Raw genomic sequence first — 18,774 nt, forward strand, 5'->3', positions numbered from 1 at the left:
ACGCTGCCGGGCGCCGCCGCGAGCTCGCGCGACCCCGAGGTCAGAAGACGAACAGCTGCCCGAGGATCATGATCGCGATCACGAACAGCGCCACGACGGCGCCGACGATGATGAGCGCGCGGCCCGACATCTTCGCGACGCCGTAGCCGACGAGGATCGGCAGCGCGACGAGCAGGAGCGTGACGACCCACCAGAACGCCTGGTAGCCGCCCTGCGTCGCCTCCGAGAGGCGCCCGCCGAAGAGCTGCTGCGTGCCCGGGTTGGTGGCGAAGGCGAACGCGGCGCTCAGCGGAACGGCGATCAGGGCGAGCACGATGATGCCGCTGAACCACCCCCACATGCCGCTGTGCCGGCCGGCGATCTGGAGCGACTGCTCGTCGTGCGACTTCTGCGAGGTTCCCCGAGTGCTCATGCGCGCCACTCTAGCCGTCTCGGAGCGGCCGGATTAGCCTGAGGGAAGGACGACATGCATGGGGGCGACGATGACCATCACTCGGGCGACCGGCCACTACGTTCACAAGGGCGACGGGCTCTACCTGCAGTTCGACCGGCTGTTCCATGCGCCCATCGAGGACGTCTGGTATTCACTGACGAATCCGACGGCGATGCTCGCGTGGATCGGCACGTACACGGGCAACCCGTCGACGGGCGCGGTCCGGTTCCGGATGTCGAGTGAAGACGCCGAGTGGCAGAACACCTCGATCCTCGAGTGCGACGCACCCCACGGCTTCCACGCCGACATCGGCGAGGGCGACGACGCCGTGCGCGTCTTCTGCCACCTCCGCGAGGCCGGCGGGATGACGACGCTCACGCTCGGCCAGCGTCTCCGCTCCCCCGCCGACGCGACCTCGATCGGGCCCGGATGGGACTACTTCCTCGACCGGCTCGCCGCCTCGCGTTCGGGTTCCGCGATGCCCGAGTGGAGCGCCTACGACCCGGGACTCGTCGACACGTACCGCTCGCTGCACGTCCCCGCCGCCGCGCAGGCGCCCGACACCGCGGGCGGTCGCTGACGACGGCACGGCCCCCGATGCTGCGTGCCGCGGGGGCACGCCCCTAGACTGACGCGCGTGAAGCCCATCGAACGGCGAGCCCGCGACCTCGAGACGACCCGCCAGCAGGCATCCGCGTCGGGCGGCTTGATGGGCCAGCGTCCGTTCGTCTGGGCCCTGCTCGCGACCGCGGGCGTGCTCGTCACGCTCGCCCTCGCCCTCGCGCTCATCAACCTGTCGAGCGTCGTGTTCTCGGTGTTCGCGGCGGTCTTCATCACCCTCGGGCTCGATCCGCTCGTGCGCTGGTTCCAGCGACGCGGCATGAAGCGCGGCTGGGCCATCCTCACCGTGATCATCCTGTTCATCCTCGTCATCGGCGGAATGCTCGGGGTCGTGCTGCCGATCGTCATCACGCAGGCGGCCGATTTCATCACCTCGCTGCCGCAGCTCTACGCCAACCTGCAGGAGCAGGACTGGTTCAAGCAGCTCTCCTCCGACTCCGACGGGGTGTTCGCGAACCTCTACTCCACGTTCGTCGACTTCATCACGAACCCCGCCACGTGGGCGACCGTCGGCGGCGGCGCGCTCAACGTCGGGTTCGCGATCATCGGCGGCATCTCGACGGCGTTCTTCATCTTCATCCTGACCATCTACTTCACCGCGACGCTCGACTCGTCGAAGGCGGCGATCTACACGCTGATCTCCGCGTCGCACCGCGAGCGCGTGGTCGACTACGCCGAGCGCATCATGCAGAACGTCGGTCGGTACCTCAGCGGCATGGTCGTCCTGGCGTTCTTCAACGCGGTCTACAGCCTCATCCTGCTCAGCATCGCGCAGGTGCCGTTCGCGCTCGTGATCTCGGTCGCGGCGTTCTTCATCACGCTCATCCCGATGATCGGTACCGTGCTGACCACCATCTTCATGACGGTGCTCGCGCTGTTCGTCTCCCCGACCGCTGCGCTCGTCGTCCTGATCGGCATGCTCATCTACATGCAGGTCGAGGCGTACATCCTGACCCCGCGCGTCATGAACCGGGCCGTGCAGGTGCCCGGGTCGATCGTGCTCATCGCGGCCCTCGCGGGCGGAACGCTCGCGGGCCTGCCCGGCGCGCTCGTCGCCATCCCGGTGGCCGCCGGCATCCTGCTCATCGTCAAGGAGGTCGTCGTGCCCTGGAAGGCGCGCAGCTAGCGGAGGCGCCTGCCCGCGGGCCGTTCGCCGAACCGGGGGCTCGTCAATGCCAGACGGATGGCGCCGCGGCGCGCGTCGGCGGCAGCGCGACATCCGCTCCCCACCGCTCGATCCATTCCGGCAGCTCGTCGTCGATCGGCGGCGTGCCGAACACCTCCAGCAGCTCCGACACGGGAACCGTGCCGCCCTCCTTGCGCAGGAACCGTGCGCGGATGAACGCACGCGCGTAGATCTCGGGCTCGCCCGAGGCATCCGGTCGCACCAGGCGGTGCTCGACGTACACCGCCCGCTCGTCGTAGCCGAGGAGGCGCGACTCGATCGTGAACCGCTGCCAGAGCTGCAGCGACTTGCGGAACGTGATCGTCTCGCTCGCGACGACCGGGTACCAGCCCTTCTCGCGCATGAGCCCGAAGACTCCGTTGCGCACGAGCATGTCGAACCGCGCGACATCCATGATCGAGAAGTACACGCCGTTGTTCATGTGCCGGTTCACGTCGAGGTCGGTCGGCAGCGTGATGAACCGGGTGCGTGCGATGTCGTAGTGCCCGAGCGTCGGCTTGCGGCGCGACAGGAACAGCATGTGCAGCAGGGTCCGGAACAGCATGTGCATAGTCCACGAGGATATGACCGATCCGGTGGTGGTTCGGCACACCTTGGCGGGCGGGCACAGTGCGGTGACGGATGCCGCGGCGCGGCGTTGTGCAGAGGCGCGAAGCCGTCGGCGCGACCTCGGCGCGACCTACGCGCCGTCGGCGTTGCCGCGCGGCGGCACGTGCCGCTCCTCCGGCCCCTCGTACACCGAGAGCGGACGGATGAGCGCGTTCGACGCGAGCTGCTCCATGACGTGCGCGGTCCACCCGGTCACGCGGCTCGCGACGAACAGCGGCGTGAACATCTCGGTGTCGAACCCCATGAGGTGGTACGTCGGGCCGGCCGGGTAGTCGAGGTTCGGCTCGATGCCCTTGCGCTCCTCCATCGCCTGCTCGAGCGCCGTGTAGAGCTCGAGCAGGTCGGGACGGTCGTAGTGCTCGACCATCCGCTCGAGGGCATCGCGCATGGTCGGCACCCTGGAGTCCCCGTGCTTGTACACGCGGTGCCCGAAGCCCATGATCTTGCGCTTGTCGGCCAGCGCGGCATCCAGCCATTCGACGGCGCGCTGCGCGCCGCCCTCGCCGGCGCCGATCTCGTCGAACGCGTGCATGACGGCCTCGTTGGCGCCGCCGTGCAGTGGGCCCTTGAGCGCGCCGATCGCCCCCGTGACCGCCGAGTACAGGTCGGAGAGCGTCGACGCGATGACCCGCGCGGTGAACGTCGAGGCGTTGAACGAGTGCTCGGCGTACAGGATCATCGACGTGTCGAACGCGTTGACGACCTCGAGTTCGGGCGTCTCGCCGAACGCCTGCCAGAGGAAGTTCGCCGAGTAGCCGAGGTCGTTGTTCGGTTCGACGAAGTCGAGCCCGCGGCGGCGGAGCTGGTCGTAGGTGACGATCGACGGCAGCTTCGCGAACAGCCGCACCGACTTCTCGAGGTTCGCCGCGTGCGAGTCGTCGGGCGTCTTCGGGTCGCTCGCGCCGATGACGCTGACGGCGGTGCGGACGACGTCCATCGGGTGGGCCGTGAGCGGCAGCTCGTCGACGATGCGCTTGGTCTCGTGGTCGAGGCCGCGGTGGCTGCGCTCGAGGTCCTCGAACGCGGCGAGCTCGTCGTCGTTCGGCAGTTCGCCGTACCAGAGCAGGTATGCGACCTCCTCGAAGGTGACGGATGCCGCGAGCTCCTGCACCGGGTAGCCGCGGTACAGCAGCGAGTTCGTCTCGGGGTTGACCTTCGAGATCGCGGTGACGTCGACGGGTACTCCGGCGAGCCCCTTGTAGATCTTCGGCGTCGCTGCTTGCGGGGTCTGCTCGCTCATCGTGCTCCTCGTGGGGCTCTTCGGACGGGCGGGTCGCCTCGTCGCGACCGCTCCCCCAGCCTACGGCCCGTCGGCCGCCTCGCGCTGCGGCTGCGGTTGTCGTCACGATCGGCGGGTTGCGCGCCCAGCCGACCCGCCGATCCTGACGACGACCTTCCGTCCTCCCCAGCCGTGCGCGTGCCCGAGCATCCCGTCGGCGTCCGGATTCCTGCGGGACCCGCCCCTCTGGCGACCAGCGTCGTCCGCATGACCGCGAAGCGCCCCCTCCCCGAACCGTTTCGGTCGGATCACGCGTTCACCGTGCGGGAGGCTTCGCGAGCCGGAGTGGGACGGAGTCGCCTTCGCGCCTCCGATCTCGTCGCGCCGACGTCCGGCGTGCGCATCGCTGCCGACGCCGAGGAACTCGCGCAGCACCGCGCCGTGCTCAGGGTGCTGCGGCCCGACGCGTTCCTGTGCGGCCGCTCCGCCGCGCAGCATCTTCGGCTGCCGATCCCGCCGCGACTGCGCGGAATCGTCGAGGTCGGCGTGCCCGACACGTCGAGGGCGCCACGTCGGCGCGGCGTGCTGGGGCGAGCCCTCCGGGTCGCGCCGGACGACGTCATCGACGACGGCGTCCGTGTGACGTCGACCGTGCGGACGTTCTGCGATCTCGCCCGCGATCTCTCGGTGCCCGAACTCGTCGCCGTGGCCGACGCCCTCGCGGCCCCGCACCCGGACCTCGCTGATGCGATCACGGCCTATCCGGACCATCGACTGCGGGCGAAGCTCATCGAGGCAGCTCGCCTGCGCGACATCGCGAGCGAGTCACCGAAGGAATCGGAACTGCGCGCGCTCGTATGCTTGGCCGGGCTGCCCGTGCCCACGTGCCAGAAGGTCGTCACGGATGACTCGGGGCGGTTCGTCGCACGAGTCGATCTCGCATTCGAGCGCTACGGCGAACTCCTCGAGTATCAGGGCGACCACCATCGGACCGACGTTCGCCAGTGGCGTCGCGACCGGACCCGAGAGGCCATCCTCGAGGCACTCGGTTTCCACGTGACGGAGATCACCCAGGCCGACCTGGTGCAACCTCGTCAGCTCGTCGAGCGCATCGCGGCCAACCTTCGCCGCCGTGGCTGGGCCGGGACAGTCCGGCTCTCGCGGTGGTTCCCACGGTGACGGGTTCAGCTGTCGTCAGGATCGGTGGGTGTCGGGCACCAACAACCCGCCGATCCTGACGACAATCGAACTCAGAAGAGGCCGGTCGGGATCTCCACGTGGGTCAGAGCGCCGGGGGCGGCCGTGATCGTGAGGCCGCCGAGCTCGTCGGGTCCGAGCTCCGGCAGGCGCTGCGCGAGCTCGAGGAAGCGATCGATCTCGGCGGGCTCGAGCACCGACTCGGCGAGCGTGCGGAACTTCTGCACGTACTGCTCGCGACCGAACGGCCGAGCACCCAGCGGGTGGGCGTCGGCGACGGCGATCTCGTCGACGATCTCGTTGCCGTCGCCGAGGCGGATGACCACGCGCCCGCCGAACGCCTTCTCGCCGATGTCGAGCGAGTGGTAGCGGCGCGTCCACTCCGGGTCCTCGACCGTCGAGACCTTGCGCCAGAGCGCGACCGTGTCGGGGCGGTGCGCCCGCTCTGCCGTGTACGAGTCCGCGTGGTGCCACGTGCCGTCCTGCAGGGCGACCGTGAAGATGTACGGGATCGAGTGGTCGAGCGTCTCGCGCGAGGCATCCGGGTCGTACTTCTGCGGGTCGTTCGCCCCGGTGCCGATGACGTTGTGCGTGTGGTGCGAGGTGTGGATCGTGATCGACTCGATGCGCTCCGGATCGTCGAGGATCAGCGGGTACTCATCGTGGAGCCTGCGCGCCAGGTCGATGAGCGCCTGCGCCTGGTACTCGGCCGAGTGCTCCTTCGTGTACGAGTCGAGGATGGCGCGCTTCGCCTCGCCCTGCTCGGGCAGCGGCACCTCGTAGGTCGCCTCGGGACCGCCGAGGAGCCAGGCGATCACCCCGTCCTCACCCTCGTAGATCGGCACGGGGCTGGTCTCGCCGCGCATCGCCCGGTCGACCGACTCGACCGCCATCTTGCCGGCGAACGCGGGCGCGTGCGCCTTCCACGTCGAGATCTCGCCCTTGCGCGACTGGCGGGTCGCGGTCGTCGTGTGGAGGGCCTGGCCGATGGCCTGGAAGATCGTCTCCTGGTCGAGGCCGAGGAGCGTGCCGATGCCGGCGGCGGCCGACGGGCCGAGGTGCGCGACGTGGTCGATCTTGTGCGCGTGCAGCGTGATGGCCTTCACCAGGTCGACCTGGATCTCGTACCCGGTCGCGATGCCGCGCACGACGTCGCGGCCCGTGAGCCCGCGCGATGCGGCGAGGTGCTGCGCCACGGCGACGATCGGCGGGATGTTGTCACCGGGGTGCGAGTAGTCGGCCGCGAGGAAGGTGTCGTGGAAGTCGAGCTCGCGAACGGCGACGCCGTTCGCCCATGCGGCCCATTCGGGCGAGGTCCGCCGCGCGGCATCCGCACCGAACACGGTGGCGCCGTCGCCGCCGATCGAGACCGGATGCGCGAGCGCCTGGCTGCGTGCGGCCACGACCGGCTTCCGGGCGAGGGATGCCGCGGCCACGGCGGCGTTGTCGATGACGCGGTTCACGACCATGTCGACGACCTCGTCGCCGACCTCGACGGGGTCGACCGCGACGCCCGCGAGCTGCCAGGCGAGCTGGCCCTCTCGTGCGAGGTTCTCGTCGCTCCGGTGGGTACGCAGGTGGTGGATCTTCACGTCGCTCACGCTATCGAACCGGGCCCCGTCGCGCCCGGTCTTGACGGCGGACTCCCGGCCGGGGCATGGGACGATGGAGGGGATGATCCCCACCGATACCGAGCGCGTCGGCGCACGCGCGATCGACGACATCCGGAACGACTTCCCGGCGTTCGCGATCTCGGGCGACGCGCGACCCACCGCGTACCTCGACTCGGCCGCGACGGCGCAACGCCCGACGGCCGTGCTCGACGCCGAGCGCGACTACCTCGTGCACGACCTCGCGGCCGTGCACCGCGGCGCGAGCGCCGCGACCGGACGGTCGACGACCCGCTTCGAGGAGGCGCGCGCCGACCTCGCCCGCTTCGTGGGCGCCGCCGACGACCGCGAGATCGTGTGGGCGCAGAACGCGACCGACGCGCTGAACATGGTCGCGCTCGGCATCGCCGACGCGAGCGCCGGCATCGGCGGGGCGGATGCCGCGCGCTTCGCGCTCCACGCCGGCGACGAGATCGTGCTGACCGAGGCCGAGCATCACGCGAACCTGCTGCCGTGGCAGCGCGTCGCCGAGCGCACCGGAGCCCGGCTGGTGCCCGTGCGCGTCGACGAGCACGGCTGCTGGTCGGTCGACGACCTCGTCGCCGTGCTCACGCCGCGTACGCGCGTCGTCGCGTTCGCCGAGATCTCCAACGTGACCGGCCTCATCGTGCCGGTCGCCGACGTCGTCGCGGCCGTGCGCGCTCGCGCGCCTCAGGCGTTCGTCGTGCTCGACGCCTGCCAGTCGGTGCCGCATCGCCCCGTCGACTTCGCGGGCTACGACGTCGACTTCGCCGCGTTCTCCGGCCACAAGATGCTCGGACCGAACGGCATCGGCGTGCTCTACGGTCGCGCCGAGCTCCTCGATGCACTGCCGCCGGCCCGCACGGGCGGCTCGACCATCACACGCGTCACCTTCGACACGGCGTCGTTCCTCCCGGCCCCGCAGCGCTTCGAGGCGGGCACGCAGCCCGTGTCGCAGGCGATCGGCCTGGCCGCCGCCGTCCGCTACCTCGAGGACATGGGCATGGAGGCCGTCGCGGCGCACGAGGACGCGTTCGCCGAGCGCGTCGTCGAGGGCGTCGCCGCGATCCCGGGCGTGCGCATCGTCGGGCCGCAACGCGGGCACGCACGAGCGGGCCTCGTGAGCGTCGCGGTCGACGGCGTGCACTCGCACGACGTCGGCCAGTTCCTCGACGACGCCGGGCTCGTGGTACGCGTCGGCCACCACTGCGCGCAGCCCCTGCACCGCGCGCTCGGCCTCACCTCCACGACGCGGGCGAGCGCGCACGTGTACACGACCGCGGAGGAGGCCGACCGGTTCGTCGCCGCGCTCGGCGAGGTCCGCGCCTTCTTCGGACTGGGAGCCGCGTGATGGCCAACCTCGACGGCCTCTACCAGGAGATCATCCTCGACCACGCTCGCGCCCGGCACGGCGACGGGCCACTCGAGGGCGCCGACGCCGAGCACCACGAGTACAACCCGACGTGCGGCGACGAGATCACGCTGCGGGTGAAGCTCGACGCCGCGCACGAGCGCATCGACGCGGTCGCCTGGCAGGGCGACGGATGCAGCATCTCGATGGCCTCGGCGTCGGTGCTCACCGACCTCGTGGCCGGACGACCGGTCGACGAGGCGCTCGGGCTCGCGGAGGAGTTCCGCGCGATGCTGCGCTCGAAGGGCGAGGGCGTGCCCGACGAGGACGTGCTCGGCGATGCGATCGCGTTCCACGGCGTCTCGAAGTACGTCATGCGCATCAAGTGCGCGATGCTCTCGTGGGTCGCGCTCGAGGCGGCGGTCGCGAAGGCGCGCTGAGGTCTCGATACGGGCGCTGCGCGTCCTACTCGACCACCGGGCGGGCGCTGCGCGTCCTACTCGACCACCGGGGGGGGCGCGTCCTACTCGACCACCGGGCCTACGGCCAGACGGGGTCGTGCAGCTGCTCCTCGAGCACGCGCGCGGGCAGCCCCGGCTGCACGTCGTCGAGCGTCGGCGGATCCCACTTGGGCGAGCGGTCCTTGTCGATGACCTGCGCCCGGATGCCCTCGTGCAGGTCGTGCTGGCCGATGAACCACGACACGGCGCGGAACTCCTGCTCGAGCGCGTCCTCGAGGCTCGGCAGCGTGCGAGCCCGTCGCACGGCCTCGAGGGTGATCGCGAGGGCCGTGGGCGAGAGCGTCTCGAGTTCGTCGGCGGCGGCCGCCGCGTAGGCGTGCGCGGGCTGGTCGGCCGGGTGCGCGGACCCGTCACCCGCTCCCGGCGCGCCCCACGCGGCATCCGCTCGCCCGTCGGCGAACGCCCGCAAGCGGTCGATGATCTCGTGCACGGTCGGCGCGGCGAAGCACGCGTCGACCCACGGCCGTGCCGCGGCGAGCGCGGACGGCCCGGGCGTCTCGTCGAAGAGCATCACGATCTCGGACGGCGTGCCGGGGTCGGCCCGTTCCTCGAGGGCCTGCAGCAGGTGCGGGATGCTCGCGCTCGGCACGAACGCGTCGGCGAAGCCGACGTGCATGGCGTCGGCGGCGTCCATGGTGCGCGCGTTCAGTGCGAGGTGCGTGCCGAGCTCGCCGGGCGCGCGACCCAGCAGCCAGGTTCCGCCGACGTCGGGCGTGAAGCCGATGCGGGTCTCGGGCATGGCGACGCGTGAACGCTCGGTGACGATGCGGATCGACGCGTGCCCGGCGAGCCCGATGCCGCCGCCCATCGTGATGCCGTCCATGATCGCGACGACGGGCTTCGGGTAGCGCGCGATCGCGGCATTCAACCGGTACTCGTCGCGGAAGAAGCGCAGGGCCTCGGCGACGTGCCCGCCGGTGGCGTACAGGTAGAGCTCGCGGATGTCGCCGCCCGCGCAGAACCCGCGCTCGCCGGCGCCGTCGAGCACGACCATCGAGACCTCGGGGTCGTGGCGCCACGCGTCGAAGACGGCGGTGAGCGCGCGGATCATCTCGTAGCTCAGCGCGTTCAGCGCCTGGGGCCGCTCGAGCGTCAGGTGGCCGACGCCGTCGGCGACGCTCGCGGAGATGTGCTCGCTCACGGTGCAACGGTAGCGGCATCCCCTCGCGCCGCGTAGCGTCGGTCGGAGGAGGGACCATGATCGAATCCGCATTCCCGATCGTCGAGGTGCCCGACATGGCGGCCGCGCTGCGGTTCTACCGCGACGGCCTCGGCGCGACCGTGACCTACCGGTATCCGCCGGAGGGCGAGCCGCTCTTCGCGACCCTGCAGGCCGGGTCGTCGCAGGTCGGCCTGGGGCTCGCCGACGGGGCGACGGCCGGAGAGGGCGCCGGCATCCTGCTGTGGTTTTACGTCGACGACGTCGACGCCGTGACGGCCTCCCTCGCCGAGGCCGGGTTCCTCGTGATCGAGGAGCCGGCGGACAGCGAGTGGGGCGAGCGGGTGTCGCTGGTGACCGACCCGTTCGGCACTCGCGTGCGACTGGGCCAGCCGATCGCGCCGCCGCCCGACGAGGAGTAGCCGGGCGGGCGTAGGATCCCGACGTGGTCCCCGCATCCAACCTCTGGGCGTTCGTGCTGGCCTCGGTGGTGCTCATCGTCATCCCGGGGCCGAGCGTGCTGTTCGTCATCGGCCGATCGCTCGCGCTCGGTCGAATGGGCGGACTGCTCAGCGTGGTCGGCAACGCGGCCGGCATGCTGCCGCTCGTCGCCGCCGTCGCGCTCGGCGTGGGCACGGTCGTCGCCCAGTCGGTCGCGCTGTTCACGTCGATCAAGATCGCGGGCGCCCTCTACCTCGTGTACCTCGGCGTGCAGGCGATCAGGCACCGAGCGGATGCCGCGGACGCCGTCACGCGTCAGGTCGCGCCCCGCTCCCCGTGGCGCCTCCTCGGCGAGGGGTTCGTCGTCGGCGTCACGAACCCGAAGACGATCGCGTTCTTCGTCGCCGTGCTGCCGCAGTTCGTCGACTTCCACGCGGGCGCGATTCCGCTGCAGATGGCGATGCTCGGCACCGCGTTCGTGGTGCTCGCGCTCGCGTGCGATTCGGTCTGGGCGCTCGCGGCCGGTACGGCGCGCGACTGGTTCGCGCGCTCGCCGCGCCGGGCGTCGCACCTCGCCGCGTCGGGCGGCGTCATGATGATCGGTCTCGGCGGAGTGCTGGCGCTCTCGGGGAACAAGCACTAGAACGGTCGATGGGAGAGGCCGGCACCGGGGATCGGAGGAGCCATGGCCAAGGCGAAGCAGTGGAGCGACCTCAGTCGGGGTCAGCAGGTCAGGGGCATCGTCACGGGGGTGATCCAGCTCGCGCTCGCGACGGCGGCGTGGACCGACCTGGCCAAGCGCGACGCGGACGACGTGAACGGGCGGAAGTGGATCTGGGCGATCGTCATCGCCGTGAACTTCATCGGCCCGATCTCGTACTTCCTGTTCGGGCGCCGGGTCGACTGACGCGGCGCGGCCGCGGCGTCGCACCCGCGCGGGGCGCGCGCACGTCCGCCCGGTTCAGTCGCGGTTGACCGTGCCGGTCAGGATGCCGCGCGCGAGCGCGTGCGCGAAGCAGCGGATGCCGAGCACCGCGGGCGTCGACGCCGGGTCGAGTTCGAGGCTCGGCACGTCGAGCGCGTGCACGACGAACACGTAGCGGTGCTCGCCCGTGCCGCGTGGCGGGGCTGCGCCGCCGAAGCCGCGCTCGCCGTCCTCGTTGGCGAGCATCATGGCTCCGTCGGGCAGCGGCGGCCCGCCGGGCGCGCCGACGCCCGCGTCGAGGCTCGTCGTCTCGAGCGGCAGGTTGAGTACGGCCCAGTGCCACCAGCCGGAGCCGGTGGGCGCGTCGATGTCGAGGCAGGTGACCGCGAAGCCGCGCGTGCGCTCGGGGAACCCGCTCCACGACAGCTGCGGCGAGCGGTCGACGCCCCCGGCGGCGTGGCTCCACTGCGGCCGTGCGAGCGGGCCGCCGTCGTCGAAGTCGGTGCTGGTGACGGTGAAGGAGCCGACGGGCCTGAGCCGCTGCAACGCTCCGTAGGGGTCCACGTCGAGCATCGGCGATCCTCCTCGTTCGGAAAGGTCGGCGTCGCGGCCAGCATACGCGGGGCGTCCGCACGCCGGCCCGCGCCACCCCGACCAGCCCAGGGGGTCGGTTCGCGCCATCCGCGTCGTTCCCGTGGGAGAACGGTGTCGCAGGGCGACCCCGAAGCCGTCGCGGCATCCGCCCAGCCTGCGCCCCTAGGATCTCGGGGTGCCGACGCCCAAGATCCTGCTGTTCTACGCCTTCACGCCGCTCGCCGACCCCGACGCGATCCGGCTGTGGCAGCGCGACCTCGCCGAGTCGCTCGGGCTCCGCGGTCGCGTGCTCGTCTCGAAGGACGGCCTGAACGGCACGCTCGGCGGCGAGATGGCGGCGCTGAAACGGTACGTGCGGAAGACGAAGGAATACGCGGGCTTCCGGGGCCTCGACGTGAAGTGGAGCGAGGGCACCGGGCTCGACGAGCACGGCCGAAGCGTCGACTTCCCGAAGCTCAGCGTCAAGGTGCGCGACGAGATCGTCTCGTTCGGCGCCCCCGGCGAGCTGCGCGTCGACGAGTCGGGCGTGGTCGGCGGCGGCACCCGCCTCTCCCCCGAGGCGTTGCACGAGCTCGTCGAGGATCGCGGCGACGAGGTCGTGTTCTTCGACGGCCGCAACGCGGTCGAGGCCGCCATCGGCCGGTTCCGCGGCGCGATCGTTCCGCCGACCGAGACCACTCGAGACTTCGTCGGGCTGCTCGACTCGGGCGCGTACGACCACCTGAAGGGGCGGCCGGTCGTGACGTACTGCACGGGCGGCATCCGCTGCGAGGTGCTCTCGAGCCTCATGGCGAACCGCGGCTTCGGCGAGGTGTACCAGCTCGAGGGCGGCATCGTCCGCTACGGCGAGCGCTTCGGCGACGACGGCCTGTGGGAGGGCTCGCTCTACGTCTTCGATGGCCGCGGGTCGGTCGACTTCAGCGACCACGCCGCCGTCGTCGGCGTCTGCGAGGGCTGCGGTGCGGCCACGAACCGCACCGTGAACTGCACGGATGCCGCGTGCCGCACGCAGCTCGTGCGCTGCAAGTCGTGCACGCCGGCGCGCTGCGTCGAGCACGCGGCATCCGTCGCCTGATCGTCACGCCCGCGCGTCGGCTCCTGCCGACACCCGGCCGTCCGCACCCTCGGCCCCGCCCCGGCGCGTTCGGCGCCGACGAGGCTGACGCGCGAAGTCGCGCGCCGCGCGACTCGAGAGGGCGAGCAGCACGAGGATGTCGAGCGCCACGGTCACGAGCGTGGTGCGGATCGTGATCTCGACGTCGCCGGTGAACGAGTCGAGCGCGGCGACGGAGATGTTCGCCGTCGAGATCACCATGACGACGATGCGCGACAGGTTGCCGCCGAACCAGATGCGCACGGCGAGCAGGACCTGGACCGCGATGACCACGCCGAGCGCGACCAGGGCGAAGATCCGCGCACCCTGCGATGCGGCCGCCGCGTCGGCGCTCGCCGTCGGATCGAACCCGGCATCGGCGAGCACGTCGTTCCACTGCGCCGCCAGGCTGACGAGCCAGACGACTCCGGCGAGCGCACGGAGGACGACGACGACCGCACCGAACGAGGTGGCGCTCGGCCGGGCCATCCGCTCGGGGACGGGCCTGCGTTCGGCGAGCCGCAGCGGCGACTCGAACGCCGTGCGCTTGGGGACCTCGACGGGCGCCGGCGCGCTCGCGCTCGCCGGCCTCGGCAGCGGGGATCCGGCCGGGTCCGACCGGGTCGCCCGGGCGGAGTCGGAAACGGATGATCCGCCCCCGACCACGACCACGGGCAGGTCCCCGTCGGTCCGGATGGTGTCGCCGCCCCCGTTGCGCGAGTGGTACCCCGTGGAGAAGTCGCGGAGCACGTCGACGCGGACGGTCGGATCGGCCGCGACCAGCGTCGACACGATGTGGTCGCGCTCGACGTCGATGTCGGCGTCGATCTTGTGGGTGACCTGCAACGTGAACAGCGAGAACCCGACCGACCGATCGAAGGTCCCGGCCGCGAGCCACCCGACGCGCGTGCCGCCGGGGAGCAGCCAGCCGTCGGGCGTGCGCCAGAAGCGCACGTGGTGGCGCTTCGCGGGGTTGCCGGCGACCTCCTGCTGGTAGGCGAAGTCCTGCATGCGGCCGAAGAGGAAGAGCGGGCTCACGGGCGCCTCGTCGTAGCTGCGCCGACAGATGGTGGATCTCACGATGCGCAGGCTCGTCGCGAGCGTGACCTCGTCGGCCCGCGTCCATCCGGCCGCGCTCATGGCCTCGTGGAGGGCCGCCTCTGTTCCGTCGAACGCGAGGTTCACGGGGTCGCCGAGGAGGCCGTCGCTCGTGCGCGTGCGCCCGATGAAGTAGTCGGGCACGTAGATGGTGGTCAGGATGCGGTGGAGGCGCGGTAGCACCAGGTATGCGAGCACGACCCAGAAGGCGACGAAGAACACGATGCCGGCCCAGCCGAACCCGAACGTCTCGGTGAGCAGGAGCCATGAGAGCCACACGGCCGCGAGTCCGGCGAAGACGAAGAAGAACCCGTCGAGCAGGCTCCGGAACGACGTGCGCGCGGGCAGCTCCGGTGCCGGCCGCTCGTCGACCGAGTCATGGAGCGCCGATCCCGCGGCTCGCATGCCTCGATGCTAGCCCGGTGGGACCGCGACGAGCCCGGCCGACGGGCCCGCCGCTCAGGCGGGGCGGAACCCGGAGGTCTCGGGCGGCGGCGCGTGGCGGATCATGAGGTGGCGCGTGACCGAGTAGTCGAGCAACGGCTCGAGCGACATGTCCTTGCCGAAGCCTGAGCCCTTGACCCCGCCGTGCGGGGCCTCGGAGGCGATCGGCAGGTGGTCGTTCACCCACGTCACGCCGACGTCGAGCGACTGGCTGACGCGCATCGCGCGCGCGACATCCGACGTCCAGACCGACGAGGCGAGCCCGTAGGCGCTGTCGTTCGCGAGTCGGATGCCATCGGCCTCGCCGTCGAACGGCAGCGCGACGAGCACGGGCCCGAACACCTCGCCCTGCACGATCTCCGAGGACTGCGCCGCGCCCACCAGGAGGGTCGGCGCGTAGTAGGAACCGGTGCGGTCGATCGCGTGGCCGCCGACCAGCGCCTCCGCGCCCTCGGCGACGGCCCGCGAGACGAACCCGTCGACGCGGTCGCGGTGCCCGCGCGAGATGAGCGGTCCGATGTGCGTGCCGGCGTCCATCGGGTCGCCCGCGACGACGCCCGAGAGGGCCTGCCGCAGCGCGGCGACGCCGTCGTCGAACACCGAGCGCTCGAGGTAGACGCGGGTGGCGGCCGTGCAGTCCTGGCCGGTGTTGTAGGTCGCGCCGAGCGCGACCGCCTGCGCCATCGCACCGAGGTCGGCGTCGGAGAAGACGATGACGGGCGCCTTGCCGCCGAGTTCGAGGTGCACGCGCTTGACGCCCTCGACCGCGCCGCGCATCACGGCCTTGCCCGTCTGGGTCGAACCCGTGACGCTCACCATGTCGACCTCGCGGTGCGCGACGAGCGCCTGTCCGACCTCGGCACCGCCGGTCACGACGTCGAACAGGCCCGCGGGCAGCCCGGCCTCGACCGCGAGCTCTGCCAGTCGCAGCGTGGTGCGCGGCGTCGCGGGAGCGGGCTTCACGATCACCGCGTTGCCCGCGGCGAGCGCAGGCCCGGCCTTCCAGATCGCCATGATGAGCGGGAAGTTCCACGGCGTGATGCCCGCGACGACGCCGACCGGCCGGCGCGTGAGGATCGAGGTGTAGCCGTTCGAGAACGACCCGGCGCCGGTGCCGTCGAGGGAGCGCGCGGCGCCCGCGAAGAACCGCAGGTTGTCGACGGCGAAGGGCAGCTCGCCGTCGAAGGCGGTCGTCCACGGCTTGCCCGAGTCCTCGACCTCGAGCCTCGCGAGGTGCTCGGCGTCGGCCTCGATCGCGTCGGCGAGGCGGAGCAGCGCGAGCGAGCGCTCCCCCGGCGTCTTCGCGGCCCAGTCGGGCTGCGCCGCGCGGGCCGCAGCGGCGGCCTCGTCGACGTCGGCGAGCCCCGACTCGCGGTAGGCCGCGACCTCCTCCTCGCTCGCGGGGTTCACGATGACGGCGTCGCCGCCCGTGCCGGCGCGGTACTCGCCGATGAAGGTGCCCGTGGTGGTCATGTGGTGGTGCCTTTCAGGAGTTGAAGCCGAGGCCGAAGCGGTCGAGCGTGCGCAGCCACAGGTTGCGACGGCCCTCGTGCGCGTCGGCCGCGAGGATGCTGCGGCGCGTGTACTGGATGATCGGGTTGCGGAACGGCTCGGGCGGGACGGGGAACGGCCGGCGGCGCACGATGTCGTAGCGCAGGCGCGACGTGGGCTCGCCCGCGAGGAGGTCGAGGGCGACATCCGCACTGAACCGAGAGGCGCCGACCCCGAGGCCGGTGTGGCCGACCGCATAGGCGACGCGCCCGCCGCGGGCCGTGCCGTAGGCGGCGGTGAATCGGGTCGTCGAGTCGATCGGTCCCGCCCAGCGGTGCGTGAATCGAACGCCCTCGAGCTGCGGGAACGTCGCGACGAAGTGCCGTGCGAGCAACGCGTGCGAGCCGCCCTGCTGCTCGTACGCCGCATCGACGCGGCCGCCGCGGTGGTAGACCGCGTCCCAGCCGCCGAACAGGATCCGGCCGTCGGCGGTGGGCCGGTAGTAGTGGAACTGGTTGCCCGCGTCGGTGAGCCCCTGGCCCTCGGCCCAGCCGATCGACTCGCGCTGCGCGGCGCTGAGCGGCTCGGTCATCAGCACGTGATCGTAGAGCGGCATGATGTACGACCCGAGGCGCCGAAGCGGCGCGGGGTACGCGGCGGTCGCGACGACCGCGGCGCGCGCGAGCACCTCGCCCCGGTCGGTGCGCACGCGCACGCCGGAGCCGGCCCGGTCGATGCCGGTCGCACGCGACCCGTCGTGGATCCGCACGCCGCGCCGCTCGAGCTCGGCCGCCATGCCCCACGCGAGCTTCGCCGGGTCGATGAGCACCGTGCCCGTCCGGTCGCGGAGCCCGGCGAGGTAGGTCGGGGAGTGGACGTCGGCCTGCACCTCGTCGCGCGACTGCAGCTCGAGCGCGACGCCGTGCCGCTCGCCGAGCTCGGCCGCCTCGCGGAGGCCCGCGACCTGCCAGTCCTCGACCGCCAGCGTCGTCTTGCCGACCCGCCGCAGGTCGCAGTCGATGCCGGCCGCCTCGATCGTCGCGACGAGGTCGGCGAGGTTCCGCTCGCCCTCCTCGTGCAGCGCGCCGACCTGGTCGGGCCACACCATGGTGCCGTGGGCGAGCCCGTGCGTCAGGGACGAGGCGACGAATCCGCCGTTGCGGCCGCTGGCCCCGTACCCGACGCGCTCGGCTTCCAGCACCACGACGGATGCCGCGTCACCGCGCTCGAGCGCCCGCCATGCCGCCCACAGGCCGGTGAACCCGGCGCCGATGACGACGAGGTCGGCCTCCTGGCGTCCGGCCAGTGCCGACCGCAGGGCCGGCGCCTCGGGACGGTCGGTCCAGTAGGGCCGCGGCGCGGCGTCCGAGATCGCCGCGGCCGCGGCATCCGTCATCGAACCGCTCACTCGGCCCCCGCGGCACCCAAGCCGACGCCGGCCCCGACCGGGAGCCCGACGCCCGCGATGATCTCGGCGGCCTTCACGACACCGTGGCGGGAGCGGATGGCGGCACCGGCGGCGTCGGAGCGGGCGCGGAGCGCGTCGTCGGCGAGGAGCTCGGTGACGGCCCGACGGAGTTCGTCTGGCGTGAAGCCGTAGGTGTCGAGGCGGCGTCCGTAGCCCCGCTCGTCGACCCGCTGCGCGTTGTCGTACTGGTCCCAGAAGAGCGGCAGCAGGATCATCGGCTTGCCGAAGTGCATGGCCTCGGTCGTGGTGTTGTTGCCGCCGTGCGTGATCACGAGGTCGGCGAGCGGCAGCAGTTTCGTCTGCGGCAGGAACTCGGCGCCCCACATGTTGTCGGCGAGCTCGAACTCGTCGTGCAGCGGGCCCTTCGAGACGATGACGTTCACGGGCAGTTCGGCGAGCGCGTCGATCACGCGCTTCATCAGGTCGACGTCGGCCGAACCGAGCGAGCCGAGGCTGAAGTAGACCAGCGGCCGGCTGCCGTCGGTGAACGACGCGGGCAGGTCGCCCGGCGCCTGCTCGGTCTCGCGGACCGACGAGTCGAGGCGGTGCCACGTCTCGTCGAGCGGGCGCACGTCGGTGTAGTCGAGCTCTTCGGGATACACGTAGAGGTTCGCGTCGCCCGTGTGGATGAACTCGAGGTCGGGCAGCGGCGGCGCGCCCTGCTCCTGCACCCACGCGTCGAACGACGTCCAGAGCGGCCGGTGCGTGCGCTCGTACTCCGCGCGGAACGCGGCCCAGCCCTCGCGGTCGTCCTCACCGAGCCCCGAGAAGACCGGCGCGATGTCGTCGCCGGGGATCTCGAGCGGGTTGCAGCTCACGATGCGCACGAACGGGACGCCCGCGGTGACGAGCGCCGGGAAGGCGAGCACGTTGTCCTCGACGATCACGTCAGGGCGCACGCGGGCGATGATCGCCTTCAGCTGCGGCTCGCAGTACTTCGCGCCGTTCACGAGCTCCTCCCAGATGGGGAGCGTGACCGTCTCAAGCTGCTCGGCGGTCGTCTTCCGGAACTCCGGGGCGACCTCCTTGATGTAGTCCTTCCAGAACTGGCCGGCGTCCTGTTCGACCTCCTCGCCGTCGACCGGCTCGGGCGCGGGTGCCAGGTCGACGAGGTCCTCCTCGAAGCCGAGCGCGGTGAGCTTGCCCTCCCACGACCGCTCGGCGGCGAAGACTACGCGGTGGCCCTGCTTCAGCAGCTCGTTGGCGATCCCGACGCAGTTGTTAGTCGGGCCGTAGGCACTCTCGGGCATGAAGAGGAAGGTGCGGCGAGCGTCGGTCATGGCGACTCCGTTC

The 18,774-nt window shown here is 71.7% G+C and carries 19 protein-coding genes; 9 read left to right on the forward strand and 10 right to left on the reverse strand.

From position 1 onward, the window contains the following. Positions 1-40 precede the first annotated feature (40 nt). Positions 41-412: a hypothetical protein gene (locus ACIQH8_RS15165; protein ID WP_401000153.1), complete on the reverse strand. Its 372-nt coding sequence runs from the start codon at positions 410-412 to the stop codon at positions 41-43. Between the two features lie 70 nt (positions 413-482). Between ACIQH8_RS15165 and ACIQH8_RS15170 the strand changes: the two genes are divergently transcribed. Both ACIQH8_RS15170 and ACIQH8_RS15175 read left to right on the forward strand, forming a co-directional pair. After that, a complete protein-coding gene (locus tag ACIQH8_RS15170; protein WP_401000155.1) occupies positions 483-1,013 on the forward strand; it encodes an SRPBCC domain-containing protein in 531 nt (176 codons plus the stop codon). A gap of 57 nt (positions 1,014-1,070) precedes the next feature. Then, positions 1,071-2,180, forward strand: coding sequence for an AI-2E family transporter (locus ACIQH8_RS15175; RefSeq protein ID WP_401000157.1), 1,110 nt, complete (start codon positions 1,071-1,073; stop codon positions 2,178-2,180). A 43-nt stretch (positions 2,181-2,223) separates the two neighbouring features. Here the strand turns inward: ACIQH8_RS15175 and ACIQH8_RS15180 are convergent, their stop codons facing one another. Next, on the reverse strand, positions 2,224-2,784 hold the full coding sequence (locus ACIQH8_RS15180; RefSeq protein WP_401000159.1) for an acyl-CoA thioesterase: 561 nt from the start codon (positions 2,782-2,784) through the stop codon (positions 2,224-2,226). 135 nt (positions 2,785-2,919) lie between these two features. Further along, on the reverse strand, positions 2,920-4,089 hold the full coding sequence (locus ACIQH8_RS15185; protein ID WP_401000161.1) for a bifunctional 2-methylcitrate synthase/citrate synthase: 1,170 nt from the start codon (positions 4,087-4,089) through the stop codon (positions 2,920-2,922). 324 nt (positions 4,090-4,413) lie between these two features. Here ACIQH8_RS15185 and ACIQH8_RS15190 point away from each other — a divergent pair, with 324 nt between their 5' ends. After that, positions 4,414-5,247: a hypothetical protein gene (locus tag ACIQH8_RS15190; RefSeq protein WP_401000163.1), complete on the forward strand. Its 834-nt coding sequence runs from the start codon at positions 4,414-4,416 to the stop codon at positions 5,245-5,247. Positions 5,248-5,318: 71 nt separating this feature from the next. On the opposite strand, the gene ACIQH8_RS15195 is transcribed toward ACIQH8_RS15190, so the two are convergent. Further along, the gene (locus ACIQH8_RS15195; RefSeq protein ID WP_401000165.1) at positions 5,319-6,857 is read right to left on the reverse strand and encodes an MmgE/PrpD family protein; all 1,539 of its coding nucleotides are present in this window, start codon (positions 6,855-6,857) and stop codon (positions 5,319-5,321) included. A gap of 82 nt (positions 6,858-6,939) precedes the next feature. Between ACIQH8_RS15195 and ACIQH8_RS15200 the strand changes: the two genes are divergently transcribed. After that, positions 6,940-8,247, forward strand: coding sequence for an aminotransferase class V-fold PLP-dependent enzyme (locus ACIQH8_RS15200; RefSeq protein ID WP_401000167.1), 1,308 nt, complete (start codon positions 6,940-6,942; stop codon positions 8,245-8,247). Beyond that, entirely contained in the window at positions 8,247-8,687 is a 441-nt protein-coding gene (gene sufU, locus ACIQH8_RS15205; RefSeq protein ID WP_401000169.1) for a Fe-S cluster assembly sulfur transfer protein SufU, read from the forward strand. The genes ACIQH8_RS15200 and sufU overlap by 1 nt, the downstream gene beginning before the upstream one ends. A gap of 100 nt (positions 8,688-8,787) precedes the next feature. Here the strand turns inward: sufU and ACIQH8_RS15210 are convergent, their stop codons facing one another. Beyond that, positions 8,788-9,909 carry an enoyl-CoA hydratase/isomerase family protein gene (locus ACIQH8_RS15210; RefSeq protein WP_401000171.1) on the reverse strand — a complete coding sequence of 374 codons (1,122 nt, stop codon included), beginning with the start codon at positions 9,907-9,909 and terminating at the stop codon, positions 8,788-8,790. Between the two features lie 56 nt (positions 9,910-9,965). On the opposite strand from ACIQH8_RS15210, the gene ACIQH8_RS15215 reads away from it, so the two are divergent. From ACIQH8_RS15215 to ACIQH8_RS15225, 3 genes are read left to right on the forward strand one after another with little or no spacing between them, the layout of a single operon-like run. Beyond that, positions 9,966-10,349 carry a VOC family protein gene (locus ACIQH8_RS15215; RefSeq protein WP_401000173.1) on the forward strand — a complete coding sequence of 128 codons (384 nt, stop codon included), beginning with the start codon at positions 9,966-9,968 and terminating at the stop codon, positions 10,347-10,349. A gap of 23 nt (positions 10,350-10,372) precedes the next feature. After that, entirely contained in the window at positions 10,373-11,011 is a 639-nt protein-coding gene (locus ACIQH8_RS15220) for a LysE family translocator (protein ID WP_401000175.1), read from the forward strand. Between the two features lie 42 nt (positions 11,012-11,053). Then, positions 11,054-11,275 (forward strand): PLD nuclease N-terminal domain-containing protein, encoded by a 222-nt coding sequence (locus ACIQH8_RS15225; protein ID WP_401000177.1) that lies wholly within the window; start codon positions 11,054-11,056, stop codon positions 11,273-11,275. 54 nt (positions 11,276-11,329) lie between these two features. On the opposite strand, the gene ACIQH8_RS15230 is transcribed toward ACIQH8_RS15225, so the two are convergent. Further along, entirely contained in the window at positions 11,330-11,866 is a 537-nt protein-coding gene (locus ACIQH8_RS15230; RefSeq protein WP_401000179.1) for a YbhB/YbcL family Raf kinase inhibitor-like protein, read from the reverse strand. Positions 11,867-12,062: 196 nt separating this feature from the next. Here ACIQH8_RS15230 and ACIQH8_RS15235 point away from each other — a divergent pair, with 196 nt between their 5' ends. Beyond that, positions 12,063-12,962 (forward strand): rhodanese-related sulfurtransferase, encoded by a 900-nt coding sequence (locus ACIQH8_RS15235; RefSeq protein WP_401000181.1) that lies wholly within the window; start codon positions 12,063-12,065, stop codon positions 12,960-12,962. A 3-nt stretch (positions 12,963-12,965) separates the two neighbouring features. Here the strand turns inward: ACIQH8_RS15235 and ACIQH8_RS15240 are convergent, their stop codons facing one another. The 4 genes from ACIQH8_RS15240 to ACIQH8_RS15255 are packed head-to-tail and all read right to left on the reverse strand — an operon-like array spanning position 12,966 to position 18,761. Beyond that, a complete protein-coding gene (locus ACIQH8_RS15240; protein WP_401000183.1) occupies positions 12,966-14,483 on the reverse strand; it encodes an LssY C-terminal domain-containing protein in 1,518 nt (505 codons plus the stop codon). Between the two features lie 54 nt (positions 14,484-14,537). Beyond that, a complete protein-coding gene (locus ACIQH8_RS15245) occupies positions 14,538-15,995 on the reverse strand; it encodes an aminobutyraldehyde dehydrogenase (RefSeq protein ID WP_401000185.1) in 1,458 nt (485 codons plus the stop codon). Positions 15,996-16,008: 13 nt separating this feature from the next. Continuing rightward, positions 16,009-17,421 carry an NAD(P)/FAD-dependent oxidoreductase gene (locus tag ACIQH8_RS15250; RefSeq protein ID WP_401000187.1) on the reverse strand — a complete coding sequence of 471 codons (1,413 nt, stop codon included), beginning with the start codon at positions 17,419-17,421 and terminating at the stop codon, positions 16,009-16,011. Beyond that, positions 17,418-18,761 carry a glycosyltransferase gene (locus ACIQH8_RS15255; RefSeq protein ID WP_401000189.1) on the reverse strand — a complete coding sequence of 448 codons (1,344 nt, stop codon included), beginning with the start codon at positions 18,759-18,761 and terminating at the stop codon, positions 17,418-17,420. The genes ACIQH8_RS15250 and ACIQH8_RS15255 overlap by 4 nt, the downstream gene beginning before the upstream one ends. Positions 18,762-18,774: the final 13 nt, after the last annotated feature.

The organism is Agromyces sp. GXQ0307 (assembly GCF_044769845.1).
Classification (GTDB): domain Bacteria; phylum Actinomycetota; class Actinomycetes; order Actinomycetales; family Microbacteriaceae; genus Agromyces.